This window comes from Parasedimentitalea psychrophila, from assembly GCF_030285785.1.
Classification (GTDB): Bacteria; Pseudomonadota; Alphaproteobacteria; order Rhodobacterales; family Rhodobacteraceae; genus Parasedimentitalea; species Parasedimentitalea psychrophila.
Map to the genome: position 1 here is coordinate 1,839,283 of NZ_CP127247.1, position 16,837 is coordinate 1,856,119.

A 16,837-nucleotide genomic window follows, 5' to 3' on the forward strand; every position below is an offset into this window, starting at 1 on the left:
GGAGGCGCGCCTGATGACATCCCCCAACCCCAACAATACCGATAGCCCGCGCGGCTTGGGTTTTGCCTTGTCCGCCTATGTGATGTGGGGGTTGATGCCGCTCTATATGAAGGCGCTGTCGCATTTCCCGGCGGCGGAGGTGGTGGCGCATCGGGTGATCTGGGCGGTGCCGGTGGCGGGGCTATTGCTGATTGTGCTGCGCCGCACCGATGATCTTATGGCGGCGCTGCGCAGTCCCAAGACGCTGCTGATGGCCGCTGTCACGGCGGCGCTGATCACCGTCAACTGGGGGATCTATGTCTGGGCGATTGCCAATGGCCATGCGCTGGATGCGGCGCTGGGCTATTATATCAACCCGCTGTTCAGCGTCTTGCTGGGGGCGCTGCTGCTGGGCGAGCGGCCCAGTGCGGTGCAGATGGTGGCGATTGCGCTGGCCGCTGCTGCGGTTGTGCTATTGACGGTTGCCGCCGGAGGATTGCCGCTGGTGGCCGTTGGATTGACCCTGTCATGGGGCTTTTACGCCTTTTTCAAGAAATCACTACCGGTCGGCCCCAATCAGGGATTTATGCTGGAAGTGCTGATCCTGTTGCCGGTGGCGCTGGGCTATGTGATCTATCTGTCGGTAACCGGCAGCGGACATATGGGCGGCGCAGGGCTGGACACCGCGCTGCTGCTGGGCTGTGGCCTCGTCACCGCGGTGCCACTGATCACCTATGCCAATGGCGCCAAACTGTTGCGGCTGTCGACCATTGGCATCCTGCAATACATCGCCCCCACGATGATCTTCCTGATCGCGGTGTTTGCCTTTGGCGAGGAATTCGGCGGCGCCCGGATGATTGCCTTTCCGATGATCTGGGCGGCTTTGGTGATCTATTCGGTGCCGCTGGTGAAACAGCTGCGGCGCAAGCCTGCCTAGGGGATATGTCGCGCCAGGTTCTCGGCCCATAATGCGTAGGCTGCCGGGTTGGGGTGAAACCCGTCCGGGGCAGCCAGTGCTGGATCCTGGGGCAGGGTCAATGGAATATGGGTGACGTTGCCATGCCCGTCGGCCAGTTCCCCCAGTCCCGCATCCAGCCGGGCCGCATGACGCCCCAGAACCCAGGCCAGAGGCTGCGGTAGCAGCGGAAAGTGCTGTATCGGGGGCACACCGGATGACAGAATGTGGCGCACGCCGAACTGCTGTTTCAGCAGCGTCCACAGCTCTGACTGGCTTGCCAGAAAACGCGACACGCTGGTGGCGCGGGTGACATCATTGACACCCAGGGCAATGACGGCGCAGTCAAAGGTTTGCCCCTGCAGAGGCCGCAACCGGGATATGGCGTCGCGGGTGGTATGACCCGTTGCTGCCTCCAGCCGCCAGGTCACCGCACGGCGCCTCGACAGCTGCTGCACCAATTGCCCGCTCAGCGCCTCGGATTGGGTATCTGCACCCACCCCAGCGGCAGAGCTGTCACCGGTGATCAACAGGCGTAGCGCAGGGCCGCTGCCGTTGGCCCCGGTGCGCTCGCCCTCGGGCTCGGGCAGTAGCAGGGCCTTGCGACGGACTTGCATAGCCTGAGTGATCAATAACGGCAGCAGCGGGATACGCAGGATCTGGTCCAGGGCAATCAGCTGAGCGCCTCGCGGTATTTCAGAAATCGTGCATCGGTCATCACCCGCGCATTCACCGCCTCGCGCAGGGCGCCGACTGATTTGTAAGGGCGCATGGTCACCTCGAACACTTGGATCAATCCGTCGTTGTTCAGGGTGATCAGATCCACCCCAACAGCGTCGAGTGTACCGATTTTGCATTGAAATTCCAGTGCCCAATCGTTGCCATCGCCCATCACCCGGCGATAGCTGAAATCGCTGAACACTTTGCCCACATGACCCAGCACCGCCGCCACCGGCTCTCGCCCGGTCCAGGTTTTCCAGTAGGTGGGTGGCAGAAACTTCACGTCCTCGGCCAGTAAGCCGGCGATTTTGCTGTCGTCGCCTGAGGCCACGACCTCCATCATGGCGCTGAGTGTTGGATGCATTGGTCTCTCCTTTGGTTCTTCCAATCCTGCGGCGATGTGCAGAAGAGGGGCAAGCCCGACGTTGCGGGAACTTGCCCCCGCAGCCTGCAGGCGCTAGGCAGGCGCCTATGGCAGTATCAAGCGAATATACCCCACCGCAGGACCCGTTAGAGTACCTGCATTCCGACGCCCAGATCGTGGCGGTGAACAAACCCGCCGGATTGCTTTCGGTGCCGGGCCGGGGCGCGCATCTGGCCGATTGTCTGCTGACCCGGGTGCAGATCGCATTCCCCGAGGCGCTGCTGGTGCATCGGCTGGATCGCGACACCTCAGGGGTGATCCTGTTTGCCCTGACCCCGCATGCGCAGCGCAATCTGTCGATGCAGTTTGAACAGCGCAGCACTCGCAAGGTCTATGTCGCCCGCATCACCGGCCGGCTGGAGCCGCGCACCGGCACCGTGGATCTGCCACTGATCGTGGACTGGCCCAACCGGCCGCGGCAGATGGTCTGTCACCATACCGGCAAGGCCTCACTCACCGATTGGAATGTGGTCAAATACGGCGCCGATGAAACCCGGGTGCGGCTGACCCCCAAGACCGGCCGGACCCATCAGCTGCGGTTGCATATGTTGGCGCTGGGTCATCCGATCCTGGGCGATCCGCTCTATGCCACCGGCGATGCGAGAGAGCATGACCGGATGATGCTGCATTCGCAGGAACTGCGGGTCAAGCACCCCGAGACCAGCCAATCCATCAAGTTCCGCGCCAAGCCTGATTTTTGATCTGAGAATATCTCGTGGAGTTCCCGCCGGGGCCGCTTGCGGCTGGGGCAGGCGCAGGCCGTGCGTTGCGCATGGAATGCGGGGCATTTAACATAATACGTTTCGCGCGCGAAACAACCTAACGTTGAATTAATCTGCAGCCCCGCTCAGGTGCTGATCTTCAACCAGTCTGGCGGCAGGATATCGGGGTTGCTCAGCTTTGGATCTCCGAACCATTTTGCAGGCCCTGCGACCCGCTTGTTCGGGGATTGGTTCAGCCAGGCCGCCCACCATGAAAACGAGCTGTTGCCGATAATGTTATGCTGGCACAGGCTCATCAGTCGCATGTCTTCGAAATCAGTGTCGGGCCCGTTGAAATCCACCACCACCTTGGCGCAGGGCAACGGCAGGTTGTCCTTGGCCCATTGTGGATCGTCTGAGAACACATAGACCGTAGGAGCGCCCGGCAACCCGTCCAGCAGCCGTGTCAAGGCGGCCTGGTAATAGGCATGATCACAGAGCACATGGGCGCCGAGGGTCAGGTAATCGCCACGCCGGACATGCAGCGAGATCGCGGTGTCGGCGGCAATCTGATCGGCCATCTCGGCGTTCTGCGCATTGGAAAACGCCGGGAAGGTAAAGGCGCTGCGAATCTGCGCCTCGATATGGGCAAAATAGCGCTCGGATTGCCAATAGCCATGCAGATAACTGCCATCGCCCCAGCCCTCGATCGCGGCGTTGTAGCCCAGGCCCTTTTCACGCCGGAACCGCGGCGCAGTGCCCAAGGCCCGCCACAGCGCATAGCGCAGCTGTGCCTGCTGTTTCAGTGGCGGCAGCGCCGTTGGCGGCGCCAGATCCAGATCAAAAACCCGGGTGGGAACGCCTTCGCCGCGCCGCTCGGCGCCGCGCGTATCCAGCGCCACCGGCACGTTATGGCGCGCCGCCAACCCGGCTGCGGCGGCATATTGAAACATCTGGTTTCCCAGTCGGCCATGCAGGCGGGCAGTGATCACGGCGCGGTCCTTTGATCATTCGGCTGGCGCCTTCATATGTGGTCCTGGTGATCAAAGCCAGTCGGGGATTGACCAGGGGGCCGCGCCTGCCTATCTAGGCCGCAGGTTCAGGTCCCTGCCGCTCGCGGCCCTTTGGCTATGGTGAAACCTGCTTGATCTACATCTTCCGCCCACAATCATGGCGCGCCAGATGGCAATGCGAGCCCCGTCAGAAATAACGCGCCCGTTGATATTGGACGAGGCAAAGATGATGAAGACCCCTATTCTGGCTCCGGTTTCGGAGCTGAAGGCGCAGGCGAAACGCTTGCGCGACAGGCTGCGCTTTAGCGGCCATGAGATCAGTCACAGCAAATCGCTTGAGCTATTGGCGCAGCAACATGGTCTGCGGGACTGGAACACACTGAGTGCCCAGGCGGGCAACAAACTGCATCTGCGGATCGGAGAGCGGGTGCAGGGGTGCTATCTGGGGCAGCGATTTGCCGCCACCATACGCAGTCTGACGGTGCTGGGGGATGGCGAGCAACGCCGCATTACCCTGCATTTTGATGTACCGGTTGATGTGGTTAAATTCGACAGTTTTTCAAACTTTCGCCAACGGGTCAGCGGCACCATTGGCTGGGATGGCTGCTCGGTCAGCAAAACCTCGGACGGGGTGCCGCAGTTGAGTGTCGAGCTGATATCGGTCTGAAACAGAGCGGAATTATCTTCAGCGGGCAACCGGCAGGCTCCCGCCTGAAGCCCGCTAGGGGTGCACCAAGTGCATCCCTGCCGGGCGCGGGAGCACACCGGTTTGTAGCAGAGGCGCGCGCGTTATTCCGCAGTCCAGCCGCCGACGGCTTTGACCTCAAGGAAATCCTCGATGCCCCAGCTGCCGCCTTCGCGGCCATTGCCGGATTGCTTCATGCCGCCAAAAGGCGCCCCGGCAGAGCGGGGCTGACCGTTCATCTCTACCATGCCCGAGCGCAACTGGCGGGCCATGCGGTTGGCGCGACCCATGTCCTGGGTCTGGACGTAGTTGGTCAGGCCATAAGGCGTGTCATTGGCGATCTCGATGGCTTCCTCCTCGGTGTCGAAGGGGATCATCGCCAGAACCGGGCCAAAGATTTCCTCACGCGCCACAACCATCTGGTTGGTTACATCGGCAAAAATGGTGGGTTTGACATAAAAGCCCTTGTTCAGCCCATCGGGACGCCCGGTGCCACCGGCAACCAGCTTGGCGCCTTCGTCGATGCCTGCCTGGATCAGGCCTTGGATCTTTCCCCACTGCAATTCATTGACCACCGGGCCGATGTGGCGGCCCTCTTGCGAGGCTGGGCCCACAGTGATCTTGCCAGCGACCTCGGCAGCGGTGGCGACCGCCTGATCATAGATGCCGCGCTGCACCAGCATCCGGCTCGGCGCATTGCAGCTCTGGCCGGTGTTGTTCATCATATGCAGCACGCCGCGTTTGACAGCCTTTTCATCGGCATCGTCAAAAATCACGTTGGCGCCCTTGCCGCCCAGTTCCAGGTGAACCTTTTTCAGGGTGTCGGCCGCAGATTTGGAAATCGCGGTGCCGGCGCGGGTTGAGCCGGTAAAGGACACCATGTCCACATCCGGATGCGCCGACAGGGTTGAGCCGACGCCCACACCGTCGCCGTTGACCAGGTTGAAGACGCCGGGCGGAAAACCTGCCTCGTCCATCATTTCGGCAAAGATCATCGCGTTCAGCGGGCTTTGCTCGGAGGGTTTCAGAACCATGGTGCAGCCGGAAATCGCTGCCGCGCCAACCTTGAGGGTGATCTGGTTCATCGGCCAGTTCCACGGGGTGATCAGCGCCGCAACGCCGACGGCTTCGTGGATGATTATGTCATTGGGCGCGTGGTCGCCCAGCGGTTTTTCGAACTGGAACGCCTTGGCGGCCCGGATGAAGTTCTTCAGGTGGCCAACGCCGGCGCCAACCTGCTGGCTGCGGGCCATGTCAATTGGGGCCCCCATCTCAGATGACATCGCCTGAGCCAGATCCTCGCCACGGGCCTTGTAGGCCTCGACCAGCTTTTCGACCATGGCGATACGCTCGGCCGGCGGGGTTGCCATCCATCCTGGCAGCGCTGCCTTGGCGGCGGCGACGGCGGCGTTGGTATCGGCCTCGCTGCCCAGTGAGATCACCGCGCAGGCCTCCTCGGTTGAGGGGTCGATCACCGCAAAGTCATTGGCTGCCGACGGGGCGACCCAACGGCCATTGATGTAAAAATCACGTTTCTCGATCATGTCGATTCTCCCAAGACAGACTGTGTTCCCGACCAACCGGTCGGGGAATTGGCGCCACTTTGTCACTGCGCCGGGGTCTCGGCAAGGGACCATATCCAGAAGTTTGATCAAATGTCAGGGGCACCAGGAGCGGCTGAGGAAGGGGAGCCCATTTTGTATAGCCCAACAGAGGAATTGTTTTTGCACTGGTGCTACGGCTGAGAGGGTGTAACGCTGGGAAATAGTCTTACATGGTCGTGTATACGATCTGAACTTGAACATTGGAGGAGATCACCATGGGCCTGCGCATCAACGATGTGGTACCAAATTTCACCGCTGAAACCGATCAGGGAAGCGTCACTTTTCACGATTGGATCGGCGACAGCTGGGCCATCCTGTTTTCCCACCCGAAAGATTTCACCCCGGTCTGCACCACCGAGTTTTCGGCGGTGGCACAGCTGGCGGATGAGTGGGCCGCCCGCAACACCAAGGTGATCGGGGTGTCGGTGGACGGGGTCGAGGACCACAAGAAATGGAAGGTCGACATCGAGAGCTATGGCGGTGCCGCCGCAGGATTCCCGATTATTGCCGATGCCGGTCTGGAGGTCTCCAAGGCGTTTGATATGCTGCCCGCCGAGGCCTATATGCCGGATGGCCGCACCGCAGCGCATAGCGCCACCGTGCGGTCGGTGTTCATCATCGGGCCAGACAAACAGCTGAAGCTGTCGATGACCTATCCGATGACGGTGGGTCGCAATTTTGCCGAAATCCTGCGGGCGCTGGACGGCTTGCAGATGTCGGGAAAGGGCGTCGCCACACCGGCCAACTGGCTGCCGGGTGAGGATGTGATCATTCCGCCGACGGTGTCGAATGAGGATGCCAAGGCGAAATTTGGTGAGTTCGAGACGATTTTTCCTTATCTGCGCAAGACCAAAGCGCCGCAGTAACAGAAAAAGGGGGCTGTCTGCCCCCTCTGTGCCAAAGCCGGTGGCTTTGGCACATTCACCCCCGAGGATATTTTTAGCCAGATGAAGAGAGTCTCTTGATCCTTGCCCGATAGCGCGCACGCTTCCATTCGCGCTGTAGTTTTTCCAGCAGTGGTTTTGAGGTCCCAATTGTGCTGCCGCCGGTCTCGGCTGTGCGGTCGATCACGCAAGCGGGGGAAATCACGGCAAGGTGTATTCCGGTGTGCCAGTGCATTTGAAGAAAGCTATCGACGGGCCGGTCAAAGGGCGCCGAGATATCGAGCAGTGATTTTGCCGCCGCGCGACTGACCAGTTGAGCCGATGTGCGAAGCGGTGTGAGCTGTGGCCGGATCAGTGCGTAGCCGTCCTGGCGGTCGATCTCGGAGCCAAGGTAATCACGAGTTTGTAGCTGGATATATCCAAGCGCGTCCAGGTTCCGCTGGGCCAGGCTAAGTGCCGCTTCGAAATCCATACTCAACTCAACATCGTCTTCCACCACCAGCGCCGCATCCGCATCACTTTCTAAAAGAGCGGTCCAGACCCTGCGATGGCTCAGAAAACAACCGACCTCACCGGGGCGCAATGCAAAAGGATAGCGAGGCGCCTGTGGCACCGGTTGATAGGCTGCTGCCAGATCCGCCCTGGACAGGGTGGAGCCATCTACCGCAGCGATGATTTCACTGTCCGGCCCCAAGCGGGTTCGCAGCTTTTGCACCTGCGCATGCCGCTGGGTGGCGCGGGCAAGGTGGATGATGAAGGGTTTGATTCTCATGAGGACAGCGAACTCTGTTGCGGTGCAGATGTGGCGCAGTGGGGACCTACAGCAGGTCCAGTCAGAAAACTAGCCCGACAACATCGTGGCGCAGCAAGGAGGCGGGTCGGGGCGTAACGGGTCAGCATGCTGGTGGTCATAACAACGACCCGCTCATTGTCCACGCCATTCAGCAAGACTTCAACCTCAATTTTGTCGGCCGAGATACTGGCGATTGCCAGAGCAGGGGGCGCCCCTCCGCAGGGGGAGGGGCTTGGCTTGGTTCGGGGGGGGTTGGGCTAGGGTTTATGGAAATCTTAACGCGCCTAAGGAGCTAAACACTTTTCCGACGCCCTTATTGATTGAGTGACGTGAGCAAGAGTTGGATGTCAAAAAGAGGCGTGAGGGATAATGGAAGTAGGATTAACAATATTTCTGAGATTGAGTCAGTTGCAGCCACAAAAACAATGGCCGACAATGGAGTCGTTACTGCAGCCTGGTAAGTAAGATCGATATTGGTCACTGAAGAAAACAATTTCCCACAAAATTGCCGCCAAAGATTTTGAGGCGGACCCAGGGTATATCGCTGACCTGAAAAACAAGAGCGAGCTTTCGCACAATGTCGCTGCACTAAACGTTTTCTCAAAGTGGTCTAAGCCCAACAGCAGAGAGTGGGAAAATGCTGATTTGGAGGGAGTTTGGTACCTTGGTGACCATGATTTTTTGCTTAAGTCCAAACCCAGTTTCATCACCACTGAAAAGAATGAGGCATTTCTTCATTTGGTCTATGCTTCGTCAATGACACCCTCAACACAATCGGTTGCGGGGTTGGGCTGTTTTGTCCTCAACAAGATGTTCCAGAATACTCAGTTCGGTAATTGCCGATTTTGTGTTTTAGATCTCGCGAAGGGCCGTCGGTACTCTGACAAGCAAATCCCAAAAAACGGAGAATTGATGCTTGAACATGAGGTCGCGGGTTTGAGCAGAATGGCCCGGACGATCTTAGCTGCATAATACAAAAAAGGCCCCGCCGTTGCCAGCAGGGCCTTGGTTATTTCACAAGAGAGTTAAGCCGTATCGGCTTACTCTTCGCCCTTGATCTCTTCGCCAGTTGTCTGGTCAACGATCTTCATCGACAGGCGAACCTTGCCGCGATCGTCAAAGCCCAGCAGTTTGACTTTCACTTCCTGGCCTTCCTTCAGAACGTCCGAAGGGTGGTTCAGGCGGCGGTTTTCGATCTGGGACACATGCACCAGGCCGTCGCGCTTGCCGAAGAAGTTCACGAAAGCGCCGAAATCGACGATTTTGACAACTTTACCGGTGTAGATGGCACCTTCTTCAGGCTCAGCCACGATCGAATAGATCATGTCATAGGCCTTTTTGATCGATTCCGCGTTTGGCGAAGCGATCTTGATGATGCCGTCGTCGTTGATGTCGACTTTGGCGCCGGACACTTCAACGATTTCGCGGATCACTTTACCACCCGAGCCGATCACTTCACGGATCTTATCGGTTGGAACCTGCATGGTTTCGATGCGCGGCGCGTGAACCGAGAAGTCAGAGGCTTCGGTCAGTGCGTTGGCCATCTCGCCCAGGATGTGAACACGGCCAACTTTGGCCTGCTCCAGGGCTTTTTCCATGATTTCCGGTGTGATGCCGGCAATCTTGATGTCCATCTGCAGCGAGGTGATACCTTTTGCGGTACCGGCCACTTTGAAGTCCATGTCGCCGAGGTGATCTTCGTCACCCAGGATGTCGGACAGGATCGCATAAGATCCGTCTTCTTCCAGGATCAGACCCATTGCAACGCCGGCAACGGCAGCTTTCAGAGGCACACCAGCGTCCATCATCGACAGCGAGCCGCCGCAGACAGAAGCCATCGAGCTTGAACCGTTTGATTCGGTGATCTCGGACACCAGACGGATGGTGTAGGGGAAATCAGTCGAAGCAGGCAGAACCGCCTGAAGCGCACGCCATGCCAGTTTACCGTGACCGATTTCACGACGGCCAGGACCACTGACGCGACCCACTTCACCAACCGAATAGGGAGGGAAGTTATAGTGCAGCAGGAAGTTGGATTTGAAGTTGCCGTGCAGCGCGTCGATGAACTGCTCGTCGTCTCCGGTACCCAGAGTGGTGACAACCAGACCCTGAGTTTCGCCACGGGTGAACAGTGCCGAACCGTGGGTCCGCGGCAGCAGGCCGGTTTCCGAAACGATTGGGCGGATCTCGTCGGTTTTACGACCGTCGATACGGATGCCGGTTTTGACAACGTCGCCACGCAGGATGCCAGCTTCGAGCTTTTTCAGAGCGGAACCAAGGTTCGCGTCGTCCAGTTGCTCAGGGCTCAGGGCAGCCTTGATGGTGTCGCGGGCAGCCGAAACAGCTGAGGTCCGCTCTTGCTTGTCGCTGATCGCAAAGGCGGCGCGCATTTCGGTGTCGCCAGCGGCCTTAACGGCTGCGGACAGATCCGAGTAATCCGGAGCGGCAAAGTCGAACGGCTCTTTGGCGCAGTCTTCGGCCAGCGAGATGATCAGGTCCAGAACCGGCTGGATCTGCTCATGGGCAAAGTTGACGGCGCCCAGCATTTCAGCTTCGGACAGCTCGTAAGCTTCGGATTCAACCATCATCACGGCGTCTTTGGTGCCGGCCACAACCAGATCCAGACGCTGTTCTGGGTTCAGGCGCAGGTCCTGCATGTCGTCAACAGTTGGGTTGAGAACATATTCGCCATCTTCAAAGCCAACGCGACAGTTGGCGATCGGGCCCATGAACGGAGCACCGGAAATGGTCAGAGCAGCCGAAGCAGCGATCATTGCAACCATATCAGGGTCGTTGACCAGATCGTGGGACAGCACGGTGCACATCACCAGAACTTCGTTTTTGAAGCCAGGGACAAACAGCGGACGGATCGGACGGTCGATCAGACGTGCAGTCAGTGTTTCCTTCTCGGTGGGGCGGGCCTCACGCTTGAAGAAGCCACCCGGTACTTTACCGGCGGCATAGTATTTTTCTTGGTAATGCACGGTCAGGGGGAAGAAGTCCTGGCCGGGTTTTTGCTTGCGGGCAAAAGTCACGTTGGCCATGACTGAGGTCTCGCCCAGAGTGGCGATCACCGAGCCGTCAGCCTGACGGGCTACTTTGCCGGTTTCCAGTGTCAGCGTGTCTTCGCCCCACTGGATCGATTTCTTAGTTACGTTAAACATCACGTTTCCTACGTAGGCCGCCGGGGCGTATCCCCTTTGGCCGGAAAAATGCGAGCCCATGCTCGCGACCCTATCCTTCGTATCTGGGGCGCGGGTCTCGGATGCCCCATTCCAGATTGCTTCGCCGTATATGTTTTTGGCGCAAAAAGAAAGGTTCAATGCAATAACACCATCTGCAGGAGGAGAATTGCCGGTTTTTCAGACTATATCTCGGCTGCGCATAGGGCGCGGTGATGCGTCTTAGGGTTGTGGTGTCCCGCTCGGACTTACTGGCCGCAAATGCAAAGGTCTGAAACCTGGCGAGCTGCGCGCATGCGGGCGGCGGCACAAAAGGCCCGGCACAACGAAAAAACGCCCGCTCAGATGAGCGGGCGTTAGATGATCCAAAAGGATCGGTATTCTTAGCGGCGGATGCCGAGACGTTTGATCAGGTCCTGGTAACGGGCCAGATCTTTCGACTTGGTGTAATCCAGCAGCTTGCGGCGCAGAGCAACCATTTTCAAAAGACCACGACGACCGTGGTTGTCTTTTTTGTGGATTTTGAAGTGCTCAGTCAGGGTGGTGATGCGCGAGGTCAGAATGGCAACCTGGACTTCTGGCGAACCGGTGTCGCCTTCCTTGATTGCGAATTCTTTCATCAGGCGGTTTTTTTCTTCAACTGTGATCGACATCGGGGTCTCCTATATAGGTTTGTGTGAATGGCGCAGGCCGGGATGTCGTCCAGCACAGGCCCGTGGAGTAGTCCCCACCCGAAGACAGCGCAGATCCGCGAATCCATGGTGGATGCGCGGATATAGGCCGTTCCGTCGGCAATGGCAAAGGTAATTTGCCCGGCAGGGCTGCCGCTTGTTGCCGGATCAACCCGGCATATGAGCGGCCAGGGCGCTGCTGTTCTGATCCAGCACCACAATGTCCGCTGCGGTGATCCCGGCTGAGCTGTTGAGCCGCAGGGTCTCGGTGCCGTTGATGCGGATGATGCTTTGGTCCGGGGCATCGGGATCGGATTCAATCTGGATATCGGGGTCGGGCTGATCCTGTAGGTCCCAGAGCAACACCAGCTGATCCTCGGCAGCGTCGAAATCGATGATCTCGATGGAGTCGCCCGCTGTGATCCAGCTGCCGGTGATGATCTGATCGGCACCGTCGCCCAGGGTCAGCACATCATTGGCCCCGGCCACCAGAGTGTCATCGCCGTCGCCGCCATTGAGATAGTCACGCTCGCCCGCGTCGTCAGCGCCCGAAACAAGATCATCGCCGACCCCGCCAAACAGCGTGTCGGCCCCATCGCCGCCAAACAGGGTGTCATCGCCATAGTTGCCATGCAGCGCGTCATTGCCACCGCCACCGAGCAGCGTGTCACCGTCCTGGCCGCCATGGGCCATGTCATCGCCATCGCCGCCGATTATCAGGTCGGCGCCAAAATGGCCAAACAGGCTGTCACTGCCGTTGCCACCAATCATCTGGTCATCGCCAGCCTCGCCGTGCATCAGGTCTGACCCATCGCCGCCGAGGATCGTGTCGGCGCCCTCTCCCCCATATAGGTGGTCATCGTCGCTGCCGCCGTCCAGCAGATCGTCGCCGCCATAGCCGTTGATCTGGTCAATGCCATCGCCTCCGGCAAGGCTGTCGCTGTCAGCAGTGCCCGAAAGGATATCGTCGCCCTGAGAGCCACCGGTAGGCAGCAGGTCAGGCAATGCAGTACCGGTCTCGGGCTCTATAGGTCCGGTTAGGGCGCCGTCGTCGCCCGCATTGTCGTCGCCGCCTTCAATGTCGGCATCATCGCCAATGATCATACCACCCATGGCCATCAGGCCAATAAGACTTGCCATCCACAACATTTAACAACCCCACAACAATGGAGACCAATTAACAGGGGGCAGTGTCTCATACCGGCGGGGATATTTCAAAACAAATCAGGAACATCGGTTAACAGTGGCGCGCCGAAACCAATTTAGTCCCACAGCTGCGGGACCTGGCTATACGCGATGTACAGCGGGTGTTTGGGGTGCCCTGCCTTGCTCAGCCCCAGATGATGCAAGGCCTGGCCTTGGGCGCGCAGCAGGGTCTCGATACGGCGTCCCTGATTCAGGTGGGTGCCATTGGTGCCCCAGGCGCAGATCACCTGATCGGCCCAGTCCAGCCCGTCGAGGATGGCGGCGTCGTTGTGTGACCCGGCAGGATCGGCGGCGGCGCGCATGTCACGCGGGTCGGTGGCACGGTAGGCAAAGATATTGGTGGCACGGACGCCGCCAAAGCCCAGCGATCTGGCGCGGCGCTCGCAGCGTTCGATGGTGGGGTCGTTCTGCAGCTCGGTCGCGGTGGAGGGGTTCAGCATCACAAACATCACACGGCGGCCCTCAGGGTGCCAGATCCGGGTCAGGCTATAGCGATAGGTCTCGCAGTCGGAATAGACCGCGGTTGAGGGCGCGTCGCCTTTGGTATGAGAGCGGGTGATCATGGGGCAGGGATGCCATCCCGATGCCGGATAGGCAAGTGGATGCCCGGCGCTGCCGCCGGGCAGAACCGTTTAGCGCACAAACACCCGGCTGGGGTGCAGCTCGCCCGCTTTGTAGACGCCAACGGCGACGGCTTCGCCGTCTAGCGAGGCCCAGGCCTCGTCGCCGTACTCCACGGTGGCGGCCAGTACCATGCCGGGGTTGCCGTTGCGCAGCTTGGCGGCGCCTTCGGGGGTGCATTTCAGCTCGGGCAGATCCACCAAGCCAATTTCCAGCGGCTGAATGAAGGTATCCAGCTCTGGGGTGCGGGCCATCTCTTCGATCCGCGCAAGGGTCAGCCCGTTTTCAACCTCAAACGGCCCCGACCAGACCCGGCGCAATTCGCGCACATGGCCGTGACAGCCCAATGAGGCGCCCAGATCGCGAGCGATCGAGCGCACATAGCCGCCCTTGCCGCAGGTCATCTCCAGCGTCACGTGATCGGCGTCGGGGCGATCCACCAGCAGCAGTTCCTCGACCCACAAGGGCCGCGCCGCCAGTTCCACATCCTCGCCGTCGCGGGCCAGTTTATAGGCCCGTTGACCGTCGATTTTCACCGCTGAGAATTTAGGCGGCACCTGCATGATGTCACCGAGAAACTGCGGCAGCGCGGCGATGATTTCATCATCCGTGGGGCGCGCATCGCTGCTGGCAATCACTTCGCCCTCAGTATCGTCTGTATTGGTGGCCTGACCCAACCGCACGGTGAAGTGATAGGCCTTGAGCGCATCGGTGATATAGGGAACCGTCTTGGTCGCCTCACCCAGAGCCACGGCCAGCACGCCGGTTGCCTCAGGATCAAGGGTGCCCGCATGGCCGGCCTTCTTGGCCTCAAGCGCCCAGCGGACCTTGTTCACGACCGAGGTCGAGGTGATGCCGGCGGGTTTGTCCACCACCAACCAACCAGAAATATCGCGGCCTTTGCGTTTGCGTGCCATGTCGTTCCCCGAATTACAGTGAGGCGCGCGGGGTAGCTTATGGGGGAAGGCCTGTCAATTCCAGTTCGGAAAATCAGGTCTAGCTTTCACAAGAGGGGCAACCGTTCAGCCAGCGTAGGGTGTGTGCTTGCACGCACCAAATGGAATGTGACTGGAGACGATGAAAAAGCGGGCTAGCCCTCGATCTGAGGAAATATCTCAAGTGCTTGAAACTGCGCATCACTCAGGCTGTCCTGCTTCTTAAGAAAAGCAATCCACCGAGGGCCCAGCCCAAGTAGTATAAGGAATACTACGATACCCGCCATTGACGCAGCAAAGACCAAAAAGAACAGCCAGCCCCAACCATTTTGTGCAGCGACTTCAACAAATCCAAATGCAGCCAGTATAAATGACGCAACAGTCAAGTTTGCGCACTGAAATCCAATCTGAATGTATCTACGATTTTGCTTTCTAGTCATCGGTCATCTCAACCACACCCACCACTGGCCCCATCATGAACCCCTTGTCGCTGCGCCCGACCGAGGGCGCGTGCAGGCGCGAGATATTGCCGTCGAAATAGAGCGCGCTGGGCAGGTTTAGGTGATCGCGGAACAGGCGGCCGAACTGGTGAAAGGTGACGGCGTTACGCGAGATCGCGAAAACGACTCGCTTGCCATCTGCCGAGGTGCCAACGCCGTTGCGGATGTAATAGGAGGTCGAATCGACCAGAAACCGCGGGTGCAACGCACCGTCGATCACCAGCATCGGGCCGGATTGGGTGGCATGGGTGCAGTTTATCCCTGCATCGCGATATGTCAGGCTTTCGTAAACGTCGGCCCGGCCGGGCCGCATGCAGAACACACCATTTGGCAGCAGGCCAAAATTGCCGGGGCCGGCATTGGGGATCAACCGCATCTGCTGTTGCTGATCCTCGATATACAGACCCACCGGGGCGCGGTTGGCGTGATACATGCCGGCATTGGTGGCAAAGGCCAGTTTCTGGCCGTCTTGCGCCAATGCGGCGTCGATGGCGGCGAACTGGCCGTAGACCTTGCCCTGATCATCGCGCAGGAACAGCCGCAGCTGTTCCCTGGCGGCATCGACCTCGCAGATCGTATAGCGATTGCCGTCATAGGTGATGTCAGTGCAGTCGAGAGCCGCCAGCGGGGCGGCAGACAGCGCTGCCAGCAGTACCAGCAGCGCCCGGATCACTCTTCGATGTCGCGGCGCACCACGTCCTGATTGAGCAACCGTTCGGTCTCGTCCATCCGGTCAAAGGTCTCGTCCAGACGAAAGCGGAACTCGGGCGAGTGCTTCAGATCGGTCTTCTTGGACACCAGGCGGCGCAGCTCTCCCATGTTCTTGGCGAGCAGTTTCAGCACGGTGTCTTTGCCCTTGCCGCCCAGCGGCAGCACATAGCAGGTGGCGATACGGAGATCGGGAGAGGTGCGAACCTCGCCGACGGTGATGGAGAGACGGTTCAGCTCGGCATCATGCAGATCACCACGCGCCAACACTTCCGACAGAGCCCGCCGGATGAGTTCGCCAACACGCAACTGTCGCTGAGAAGGAGCACCATCATTGAATTTGTTCTTAGCCATGGCTCCGCTTTATGCCGAAACCGAGGCTTTGCCAAGCGGTGCCATTGCGGTTAGGAAAAAAGCAGCTTGAGTGAAAAGGGTAGGGCAGATGACGGATAAGCCAGGGATCGTGATTACCGGTGGATCAGGGCGGATGGGGCAGATGCTGATCCGCACGGTGCTGGACAGTGACAGGGCCAGGCTGGTGGGCGTGGTTGAACGCGCGGGCCATTCTTGGGTTGGTCAGGATGTTGGCGTTGCCATGGGCGGCGCGGCGGTGGGGGTTTCAGTTACCGATGACGCGCTTGAGGCGTTCTCTCGGGCGCAGGCGGTGATTGATTTCACCGCGCCCGAGGCGACGCTGGAGTTTGCCGCCTTGGCAGCACAGGCGCGGGCGGTGCATGTGATTGGCACCACCGGCATGTCTGAGGCGCAGATCGCCCGGCTGGAGCCTGCGGCGCGCCATGCGGTGATCGTGCGGGCTGGCAATATGTCCCTGGGCGTCAACCTGCTGGTGCAGCTAACCAAAAAGGTGGCGGCAGCGCTGGACGAGGATTTCGATATTGAGGTGATCGAGGCACATCACCACCACAAGGTGGATGCGCCATCCGGCACCGCCTTGATGCTGGGTGAGGCAGCGGCCGAGGGGCGCGGCGTGACCCTGGCCGATGTTTCCGACAGTGGACGTGATGGAATCACCGGCGCGCGCAAGCGGGGCGATATCGGGTTCAGTGCGATTCGCGGTGGTGACATTGTTGGTGAACATGATGTGTTGTTTGCCGCTGCTGGCGAACGCATCGTGCTGCGCCATATGGCCACCGATCGCGCCATTTTTGCCCGTGGTGCCTTGAAGGCGGCGCTGTGGGGGCAGGGCAAGGATCCGGGTCAGTATGATATGCTGGATGTTCTGGGGCTGTAGCGAC

The 16,837-nt window shown here is 59.5% G+C and carries 18 protein-coding genes; 5 read left to right on the top strand and 13 right to left on the bottom strand.

Annotation, left to right across the window (positions count from 1 at the left end; genetic code table 11):
- Window positions 1-13 precede the first annotated feature (13 nt).
- On the top strand, window positions 14-916 hold the full coding sequence (gene rarD / locus QPJ95_RS08880; RefSeq protein ID WP_270917452.1) for an EamA family transporter RarD: 903 nt from the start codon (window positions 14-16) through the stop codon (window positions 914-916).
- Here rarD and QPJ95_RS08885 read toward each other — a convergent pair.
- Window positions 913-1,551 (bottom strand): SGNH/GDSL hydrolase family protein, encoded by a 639-nt coding sequence (locus QPJ95_RS08885; RefSeq protein WP_270917453.1) that lies wholly within the window; start codon window positions 1,549-1,551, stop codon window positions 913-915. The two genes, rarD and QPJ95_RS08885, sit on opposite strands and share 4 nt — an antisense overlap.
- Before the next feature lie 56 nt (window positions 1,552-1,607).
- Entirely contained in the window at window positions 1,608-2,018 is a 411-nt protein-coding gene (locus QPJ95_RS08890) for a nuclear transport factor 2 family protein (RefSeq protein WP_270917454.1), read from the bottom strand.
- 107 nt (window positions 2,019-2,125) lie between these two features.
- On the opposite strand from QPJ95_RS08890, the gene QPJ95_RS08895 reads away from it, so the two are divergent.
- Window positions 2,126-2,779: a pseudouridine synthase gene (locus QPJ95_RS08895; protein ID WP_270917455.1), complete on the top strand. Its 654-nt coding sequence runs from the start codon at window positions 2,126-2,128 to the stop codon at window positions 2,777-2,779.
- A 146-nt stretch (window positions 2,780-2,925) separates the two neighbouring features.
- Here QPJ95_RS08895 and QPJ95_RS08900 read toward each other — a convergent pair whose 3' ends face one another.
- Window positions 2,926-3,771: an alpha-1,2-fucosyltransferase gene (locus QPJ95_RS08900; RefSeq protein ID WP_270917456.1), complete on the bottom strand. Its 846-nt coding sequence runs from the start codon at window positions 3,769-3,771 to the stop codon at window positions 2,926-2,928.
- Window positions 3,772-4,021: 250 nt separating this feature from the next.
- Here QPJ95_RS08900 and QPJ95_RS08905 point away from each other — a divergent pair, with 250 nt between their 5' ends.
- Window positions 4,022-4,459: a glyoxalase superfamily protein gene (locus tag QPJ95_RS08905; RefSeq protein WP_313851402.1), complete on the top strand. Its 438-nt coding sequence runs from the start codon at window positions 4,022-4,024 to the stop codon at window positions 4,457-4,459.
- Between the two features lie 122 nt (window positions 4,460-4,581).
- Here QPJ95_RS08905 and QPJ95_RS08910 read toward each other — a convergent pair whose 3' ends face one another.
- Complete coding sequence (locus tag QPJ95_RS08910) at window positions 4,582-6,021, bottom strand: aldehyde dehydrogenase family protein (RefSeq protein WP_270917458.1); 1,440 nt, start codon at window positions 6,019-6,021, stop codon at window positions 4,582-4,584.
- A 275-nt stretch (window positions 6,022-6,296) separates the two neighbouring features.
- Here QPJ95_RS08910 and QPJ95_RS08915 point away from each other — a divergent pair, with 275 nt between their 5' ends.
- The gene (locus tag QPJ95_RS08915; protein ID WP_270917459.1) at window positions 6,297-6,947 is read left to right on the top strand and encodes a peroxiredoxin; all 651 of its coding nucleotides are present in this window, start codon (window positions 6,297-6,299) and stop codon (window positions 6,945-6,947) included.
- Between the two features lie 73 nt (window positions 6,948-7,020).
- Here the strand turns inward: QPJ95_RS08915 and QPJ95_RS08920 are convergent, their stop codons facing one another.
- From QPJ95_RS08920 to rbfA, 9 genes are all read right to left on the bottom strand, one after another.
- Window positions 7,021-7,737 carry a glycosyltransferase family 25 protein gene (locus tag QPJ95_RS08920; RefSeq protein ID WP_270917460.1) on the bottom strand — a complete coding sequence of 239 codons (717 nt, stop codon included), beginning with the start codon at window positions 7,735-7,737 and terminating at the stop codon, window positions 7,021-7,023.
- 1,061 nt (window positions 7,738-8,798) lie between these two features.
- Window positions 8,799-10,922, bottom strand: a complete 2,124-nt coding sequence (pnp, locus tag QPJ95_RS08925) for a polyribonucleotide nucleotidyltransferase (protein ID WP_270917461.1) — start codon at window positions 10,920-10,922, stop codon at window positions 8,799-8,801.
- A 401-nt stretch (window positions 10,923-11,323) separates the two neighbouring features.
- Window positions 11,324-11,593 carry a 30S ribosomal protein S15 gene (rpsO, locus tag QPJ95_RS08930; RefSeq protein WP_270917462.1) on the bottom strand — a complete coding sequence of 90 codons (270 nt, stop codon included), beginning with the start codon at window positions 11,591-11,593 and terminating at the stop codon, window positions 11,324-11,326.
- Window positions 11,594-11,779: 186 nt separating this feature from the next.
- Window positions 11,780-12,760 (bottom strand): calcium-binding protein, encoded by a 981-nt coding sequence (locus QPJ95_RS08935; RefSeq protein ID WP_270917463.1) that lies wholly within the window; start codon window positions 12,758-12,760, stop codon window positions 11,780-11,782.
- A gap of 113 nt (window positions 12,761-12,873) precedes the next feature.
- Window positions 12,874-13,380, bottom strand: a complete 507-nt coding sequence (locus QPJ95_RS08940; RefSeq protein ID WP_270917464.1) for a DUF1643 domain-containing protein — start codon at window positions 13,378-13,380, stop codon at window positions 12,874-12,876.
- 69 nt (window positions 13,381-13,449) lie between these two features.
- On the bottom strand, window positions 13,450-14,355 hold the full coding sequence (truB, locus tag QPJ95_RS08945) for a tRNA pseudouridine(55) synthase TruB (protein ID WP_270917465.1): 906 nt from the start codon (window positions 14,353-14,355) through the stop codon (window positions 13,450-13,452).
- Between the two features lie 173 nt (window positions 14,356-14,528).
- Window positions 14,529-14,813 carry a hypothetical protein gene (locus QPJ95_RS08950; protein ID WP_270917466.1) on the bottom strand — a complete coding sequence of 95 codons (285 nt, stop codon included), beginning with the start codon at window positions 14,811-14,813 and terminating at the stop codon, window positions 14,529-14,531.
- Window positions 14,806-15,546 carry a phosphodiester glycosidase family protein gene (locus QPJ95_RS08955; RefSeq protein ID WP_270917467.1) on the bottom strand — a complete coding sequence of 247 codons (741 nt, stop codon included), beginning with the start codon at window positions 15,544-15,546 and terminating at the stop codon, window positions 14,806-14,808. Before QPJ95_RS08955 ends, QPJ95_RS08950 begins: the two co-directional genes overlap by 8 nt.
- Window positions 15,543-15,935 (bottom strand): 30S ribosome-binding factor RbfA, encoded by a 393-nt coding sequence (gene rbfA, locus QPJ95_RS08960; RefSeq protein ID WP_270917468.1) that lies wholly within the window; start codon window positions 15,933-15,935, stop codon window positions 15,543-15,545. The genes QPJ95_RS08955 and rbfA overlap by 4 nt, the downstream gene beginning before the upstream one ends.
- 88 nt (window positions 15,936-16,023) lie before the next feature.
- Here rbfA and dapB point away from each other — a divergent pair, with 88 nt between their 5' ends.
- Window positions 16,024-16,833, top strand: a complete 810-nt coding sequence (dapB, locus tag QPJ95_RS08965; protein WP_270917469.1) for a 4-hydroxy-tetrahydrodipicolinate reductase — start codon at window positions 16,024-16,026, stop codon at window positions 16,831-16,833.
- Window positions 16,834-16,837: the final 4 nt, after the last annotated feature.

Coding starts and splice junctions, on each gene's coding strand:
- rpsO (WP_270917462.1), bottom strand. CDS start 11,593: ATGTCGATCACAGTTGAAGAAAAAAACCGCCTGATGAAAGAATTCGCA.
- QPJ95_RS08890 (WP_270917454.1), bottom strand. CDS start 2,018: ATGCATCCAACACTCAGCGCCATGATGGAGGTCGTGGCCTCAGGCGAC.
- QPJ95_RS08895 (WP_270917455.1), top strand. CDS start 2,126: ATGGCAGTATCAAGCGAATATACCCCACCGCAGGACCCGTTAGAGTAC.
- dapB (WP_270917469.1), top strand. CDS start 16,024: ATGACGGATAAGCCAGGGATCGTGATTACCGGTGGATCAGGGCGGATG.
- QPJ95_RS08915 (WP_270917459.1), top strand. CDS start 6,297: ATGGGCCTGCGCATCAACGATGTGGTACCAAATTTCACCGCTGAAACC.
- pnp (WP_270917461.1), bottom strand. CDS start 10,922: ATGTTTAACGTAACTAAGAAATCGATCCAGTGGGGCGAAGACACGCTG.
- truB (WP_270917465.1), bottom strand. CDS start 14,355: ATGGCACGCAAACGCAAAGGCCGCGATATTTCTGGTTGGTTGGTGGTG.
- QPJ95_RS08935 (WP_270917463.1), bottom strand. CDS start 12,760: ATGTTGTGGATGGCAAGTCTTATTGGCCTGATGGCCATGGGTGGTATG.
- rbfA (WP_270917468.1), bottom strand. CDS start 15,935: ATGGCTAAGAACAAATTCAATGATGGTGCTCCTTCTCAGCGACAGTTG.
- QPJ95_RS08910 (WP_270917458.1), bottom strand. CDS start 6,021: ATGATCGAGAAACGTGATTTTTACATCAATGGCCGTTGGGTCGCCCCG.
- QPJ95_RS08885 (WP_270917453.1), bottom strand. CDS start 1,551: ATGCAAGTCCGTCGCAAGGCCCTGCTACTGCCCGAGCCCGAGGGCGAG.
- QPJ95_RS08920 (WP_270917460.1), bottom strand. CDS start 7,737: ATGAGAATCAAACCCTTCATCATCCACCTTGCCCGCGCCACCCAGCGG.
- QPJ95_RS08905 (WP_313851402.1), top strand. CDS start 4,022: ATGAAGACCCCTATTCTGGCTCCGGTTTCGGAGCTGAAGGCGCAGGCG.
- QPJ95_RS08940 (WP_270917464.1), bottom strand. CDS start 13,380: ATGATCACCCGCTCTCATACCAAAGGCGACGCGCCCTCAACCGCGGTC.
- rarD (WP_270917452.1), top strand. CDS start 14: ATGACATCCCCCAACCCCAACAATACCGATAGCCCGCGCGGCTTGGGT.
- QPJ95_RS08950 (WP_270917466.1), bottom strand. CDS start 14,813: ATGACTAGAAAGCAAAATCGTAGATACATTCAGATTGGATTTCAGTGC.